The sequence below is a fragment of the Megasphaera sp. SC8-1 genome (genome assembly GCF_024436295.1).
GTDB lineage: Bacteria > Bacillota > Negativicutes > Veillonellales > Megasphaeraceae > Megasphaera > Megasphaera elsdenii.
This window is the reverse complement of record NZ_JANFQH010000007.1, coordinates 1-5,594: the sequence shown is the minus strand read 5'-3', so window position 1 is coordinate 5,594 and position 5,594 is coordinate 1. Positions and strand designations below refer to the sequence as shown.

5 protein-coding genes are annotated in these 5,594 nt (G+C 49.8%); all 5 read left to right on the top strand.

Annotated features, from left to right (window positions below):
* The first annotated feature begins 748 nt into the window (after positions 1 to 748).
* Positions 749 to 1,516 carry a DeoR/GlpR family DNA-binding transcription regulator gene (locus NOS26_RS03260; protein WP_255917265.1) on the top strand — a complete coding sequence of 256 codons (768 nt, stop codon included), beginning with the start codon at positions 749 to 751 and terminating at the stop codon, positions 1,514 to 1,516.
* 13 nt (positions 1,517 to 1,529) lie between these two features.
* A complete protein-coding gene (locus NOS26_RS03255; protein ID WP_255917264.1) occupies positions 1,530 to 2,735 on the top strand; it encodes a four-carbon acid sugar kinase family protein in 1,206 nt (401 codons plus the stop codon).
* A 345-nt stretch (positions 2,736 to 3,080) separates the two neighbouring features.
* The gene (gene pdxA / locus NOS26_RS03250) at positions 3,081 to 4,067 is read left to right on the top strand and encodes a 4-hydroxythreonine-4-phosphate dehydrogenase PdxA (RefSeq protein WP_255917263.1); all 987 of its coding nucleotides are present in this window, start codon (positions 3,081 to 3,083) and stop codon (positions 4,065 to 4,067) included.
* A 25-nt stretch (positions 4,068 to 4,092) separates the two neighbouring features.
* Positions 4,093 to 4,974 carry a 4-hydroxy-tetrahydrodipicolinate synthase gene (gene dapA, locus NOS26_RS03245; RefSeq protein WP_255917262.1) on the top strand — a complete coding sequence of 294 codons (882 nt, stop codon included), beginning with the start codon at positions 4,093 to 4,095 and terminating at the stop codon, positions 4,972 to 4,974.
* 31 nt (positions 4,975 to 5,005) lie between these two features.
* A partial coding sequence (locus NOS26_RS03240) for an aminotransferase class I/II-fold pyridoxal phosphate-dependent enzyme (RefSeq protein WP_255917261.1) occupies positions 5,006 to 5,594 on the top strand: 589 nt, incomplete at its 3' end.

Here is a 5,594-nt window from a genome sequence, read left to right as displayed (position 1 = left end):
CTTCCATTTCTAAAGTTTACGGCTTTTTTTCGGACTCAGATGCGGCTGCACCGCGACAGACTCAAAGTGACAACGACGCTTCGGGAACCCCTCAGCGCGTAGCGGGCCGCCCGCTGCAACTGTCCGTCCGGGGACTATCCTGTACTGGACAGACCAGAAAAAATCTGGGCGGCTCCTACGGATGCGGCGTTTCGCCGCAACAGACTCATTGATTATATTACGACTATGTGACATCTGTCATAAATTCCGTTCATTCACAGGATTCACGCGGCCTTTTTGGCCCGGCAGGTGCCGACCAGCGGAAGGCGCAAGACGGTTGCCAAAACGGACAGCAGAGGCTGGACGCCTTAACAGGCGTCCCCTACGGAATCGCATACAGGCGATGAAAAAATAAACGCAGGCGGCCGGTCGCCGGTCGCAAAAAATACACGGCCGACGGCCGCACGTAGGGGCTCGCACGTGGCGAGCCCGCTAGGGAAATTTATCACAGCCTCATTCTGGTATAATGGCAGGCCTTTACGAGCCACTAGCTACGAGCCACGAGCCACTCAAAAAGGGGCTGTCGCACGAAGGCTTCTAAAAACTACAAACTGCAAACTTAATACTCAAAAAGGGCTTGTCGTCGTGCGACAAGCCCTTTTTTCTTGACGCCTTTTTTTTCTCTTGTTATAATGAGTTAACATAAATGAACAAATATAAACAAAATATAATGAGAAAAGTATGTAAGGATAAACATGAGGTGAAGTGTATGTTACCAGCAGAACGACGGCAATTTATTTTAAATGAACTGTATAAGAACAAAGCCGTGACGGTCAATGATTTGGCACAGCAGCTCGATGTGACGACGATGACCATTCGCCGCGATTTGCAGCATCTGGAAGAAGGCGGCCTGGTCGAAAAGAGCCACGGCGGCGCCGTTTTGGTGGAATCGTCCGTCAAGGAAGCGACGTACCGCAACCGCAAACTGGTCCATATCGAAGAAAAGCGCCGTATGGCCGCTGCAGCGCTGCCGCTGATCGAGTCGTCTATGAGCATCTATCTCGATGCCGGGACGACGAATTTTGAACTGGCCGACTTGATGGCCAAGAAGCACTGGGACAACCTGACAGTCGTCACCAACGACCTGGCCATTGCCCAGGTCCTGACGCCGGTGCCCGGTTTATACGTTATCCTACTGGGTGGCCATATCGATGCCGAATCGAATTCGACGTGCGGTATCCTGGCCGCCAATATGGTGCGGTCCATGCATTTCGACTACTGCTTCTTCGGCACCCAGGCGGTTACGCCGGATTGGCGCATCATGACAGCGAATGCTGAGAAAATCGACGTCAAGCGCGCCTGCCTGGACGCAGCGGATAAGCTGGTCCTCGTCGCGGATCATTCAAAATTCAAGAAACATAAACTCTATTATATTTTTGACCTCTGGAAACTCGATATCCTGATCAGTGACTATCAGGCCAGTGAAGAAGAAGAAAAACTCTTCGCTGAGCACGGGCTCGAATTTATCCAGGTCTAAAGGGGAAATGAACATGCATCCATTTGTCATTATTGCCGATGATTTTACGGGCGCCAATGATACGGGCGTCCAGGTCCGCAAAGCGGGGACGCCTATCGACGTCATCCTGGATACGGCAGCTGTCCGGGACGACGGAGCCAGTCTGTCCATCGATACGGAAAGCCGCGTCATTACGGGAAACGAAGCTTATGAACGAGTGTACAGCGCCGTGCAGCAGGTCAAAGCGACGGGCGGCTGCGGCGTGCTCTACAAGAAAGTCGATTCGACGCTGCGCGGCCATTTGCAGGAAGAAATCCGGGCGGCCGCCGCGGCCTATGGACCGGAGTTGATCCTCTTTGCACCGGCCTACCCGGCCCAGGGGCGGACCGTAGAAGGCGGCCGGCTCTGCGTACACGGCACGCCGCTCATGGAAACGGAAATCGCAGCGGATCCGCGCAACCCACTGACAGAAGACCGCCTGCAGCCCCTTTTGGAAGACTGCCTGCACGAAGCGGTGCAGCATGTCGCGCTCGCAGATATCGAAGCTGATGATTTTGCGTTGACAGGACGGGCTTATTCTTTCGATACGCTGCAGCAGGAGCAGCTGACGGCGATTGCCCGCAAGGCCATGCAGACGGGTAAAAAAATCCTCTGGATCGGCTCGGCAGGACTTGCCGAAGGCATTCTGCAGGCCCGGCCCCAGCATCCGGCTTTAGCCGTCGTCGGCAGTATCAGCAGCAAGACTATGGCCCAGTTGGCGTACTGTAAGGAACAGGGCCTTGCTGTCATCGCTCTGGACATGCAGGAACTCTATGAAACGCGGCAGTGCGATGAAGCAATCCGGTCCGTCATCGCCGCGCTGCAGGCCGGAAAGGATACGGTCCTTACCGGGGCCGCATGCCGGCAGGACTATGAAGACTTTGCTGCATACGGCCGGAAAAAGGGGATTTCTACGGACGAACTGGCGGAATTTACGAAACAGACCCTGAGCCGTATGGTGCCGGCGGTCCTGCAGGAAACGGACGTCCGCGGTCTCTTCCTCACCGGCGGCGATACGGCCATTGCCGTCATCCAGCAGCTGCAGGCCGGCGGTTCCCATATCGAACGGGAAATCATCCCGGGCTTTGTAGAAGGACGTTTGTTGGGCGGCCCTAAAAAGGGACTGCCTATCGTGACCAAAGCCGGTGCCTTTGGGACGGAAAAAGATATTTATCGTTGCTTAAATGAACTAAGTTTATAAAAAATTAACCATAAAAGAACTAAAAAGAACATAAAAGAAAAGCTAATGCGTTGTGTGCAATGTTGGTTTATTACACACTGCGTATTAGCTTTTTGCTTTTTCTGTATTTCTTATTATATTTAAATTTCATGTATGCAAAGAAGACAACGCTTATATAAAACGGCTTAGCTTAGGTTTTTATATATAAAGAAAGGTCATCAATAACAGAAAAGATAATAAGAAATGAGCATTAAAAATATAAAGAAAACCCATTGACTTATGAGTGAAACTCTCTTATAATTTACCTAACATAAATAAACAAATAAAAACACATAATAACATAGAGAATGTAACAAAGGAGGAAGAATGGTGGCAGCAAAGTTTGTAGGTATCACCATGGGAGATCCATCTGGTATCGGTCCAGAGATTTCTCTCAAGGCGATAGATGCCAAAAAAGAGTATCAACAGTTTGTCCTGATTTATGGCAGCTACAGCATACTCCAGTACTATCATCAATTGCTTCACTTGATGACGCCGCTCGTTCAAATAAATACCGTCCAAGATTTCCAGCCGGGAAAAATCAACGTCATTTCCGTCGTTGATCTGGAAATTGGCAGAGATATCGAAATCGGCAAAGTTTCTTCTATCGCCGGCGATGCTGCTTATCAATATATTGCCAGAGCCATCAACGATGCCCTGAAAGGCGACATCAGCGTCGTTACGACGGCGCCGCTGAATAAGGAAGCACTCCACAAAGGCGGCCATAATTTTGACGGCCATACGGAAATCTTCGCGACCCTGACGGAAACGAAAGCGTACACGATGATGCTCTGGAGCGAACGCATGTCCGTCGTTCACGTTTCGACGCACTGCTCGCTGCGCGATGCCTGTGACAGAGCGACGAAGGCCCGCGTCCTGGAATGCATCCATCTGGCAGACGGCGCCATGAAGCGCCTGGGGCTGGCGAAGCCGCACATCGCCGTAGCAGGGCTCAACCCGCACAGCGGCGAAGCAGGACTCTTTGGCCGCGAAGAAATCGAAGAAATCGGTCCGGCCGTGGAAGCCGCACAGGCTGAAGGCCTTTACGTCGACGGTCCGGTACCGCCGGATACGGTCTTCCTGAAAGCCTATAACGGCGTTTACGACATCGTCGTCGCCATGTATCACGATCAGGGTCACATCCCGATGAAGATGGTCGCTTTCGACTCCGGCGTCAACGTCACGCTGGGCCTGCCCATCATCCGCACGTCTGTCGACCACGGCACGGCCTTCGACATTGCCGGCAAGGGCATTGCCAAGGCAGACAGCATGTGCTACGCCGTCGATTTAGGGAAACGCTTCGCAGAAGGATAAAAATAGTTAAGGGAGAGAGGTTTATATGTTCCAAGCAAAAGGTTTGATTACGCCAGTCGTTACGGCACTGACAGAGAAAGAAGAATTCAACAAAGCAGAATACCAGGCGTTCATCGATCATCTGATCAAAGCCGGTGTCCACGGTATTTTCCCGCTCGGCACGAACGGTGAATTCTACGCTTTCTCGGCAAAAGAAAAACTGGAAATCATCGAAGCCGCTGTCGAAGCCGTCAATGGCCGCGTCCCTGTCTATGCCGGCACAGGCTGCGTCACGACGAAAGAAACGATTGAATTGTCTCAGGCAGTAAAAGATATGGGCGGCGTCGACTGCCTTTCCATCATTACGCCGTATTTCGTCAAAGCCTCGCAGGCAGACATGATTGAACATTACAGCGCCATTGCCGAAGCCATCGACATGCCGATCCTCTTGTACAACATTCCGGCACGCACGGGCAACGCCATTGAATGGACGACGGTCAAGACCTTGGCAAAATATGAAAATATCATCGGCATCAAGGATTCGAGCGGCAACTTCGACAATATGCTGAAGTACATCGAAAACACAGATCCCCGCCTCAACGTCCTGGCCGGCAGCGATTCCCTCATCCTCTGGGCCCTCATGGCAGGCGGCACGGGTGCGATTTCCGGCTGCTCCAATGTCTTCCCGGAACTGATGGTCAGCATCTACAACTACTGGAAAGAAGGCAACATCGAAAAAGCCAACGAATCGCAGAAGAAAATCCGCGCTTTCCGCAACGTCATGCAGATGGGCAACCCGAACTCCGTCGTAAAACTCGCCGTCAACATGCGCGGCTATCACGTAGGCCCGGCCCGTCAGCCGTCGAACTGCACTGATCCGAAAATCAAAGCAGCCTTAGAAGAAGTCTTCAAATTTTATGATAACTAAAGTTTAAGGGAGTCAGTGAGGAGGAATGAATATGAGTATATCGAGTAAATTTTTAGATGCATTGACACCGTCCGCAATTCGAAGCATAACTGGTCAGATTCGTGCAAAAGCAGCTCAGGGAATAGAAATTTATTCTTTTGCAGGTGGACTGCCAGATTCTAATTTATTTCCTGTAAAAGAATTAAAAGATATTACCGATAAAGTATTGGAAACAGAAGGTGGAGACGCTATTCAGTACGCAGCATCAGACGGATATGATCCATTAAGAAATGAACTTGTGGGCTTAATGAAAAAGAAATTTAGTGTTGAAAACATCTCCTATAAAAATATTTTTATTACTAGTGGATCTCAACAAGGATTGAACTATATATCTAAAGGTTTGATTGAAGAAGGAGATATTGTTGTTTGTGAAACTCCTACTTATGTTGGTGCTATTGATAGTATTAAATCGTATGGCCCAAGAATTGTAGGAATTCCCATGGATAATGACGGGATAAATTTAGATAAATTAGAAGATGTATTAAAACAATATAAAGATAAAGTGAAATTTATTTATCTTATTCCTGATTTTCAGAATCCGAGTGGCAGATGTATGTCTATTGAAAAACGAAAAAAAATTG

Coding starts and splice junctions, on each gene's coding strand:
- NOS26_RS03260 (WP_255917265.1), top strand. CDS start 749: ATGTTACCAGCAGAACGACGGCAATTTATTTTAAATGAACTGTATAAG.
- NOS26_RS03255 (WP_255917264.1), top strand. CDS start 1,530: ATGCATCCATTTGTCATTATTGCCGATGATTTTACGGGCGCCAATGAT.
- pdxA (WP_255917263.1), top strand. CDS start 3,081: ATGGTGGCAGCAAAGTTTGTAGGTATCACCATGGGAGATCCATCTGGT.
- dapA (WP_255917262.1), top strand. CDS start 4,093: ATGTTCCAAGCAAAAGGTTTGATTACGCCAGTCGTTACGGCACTGACA.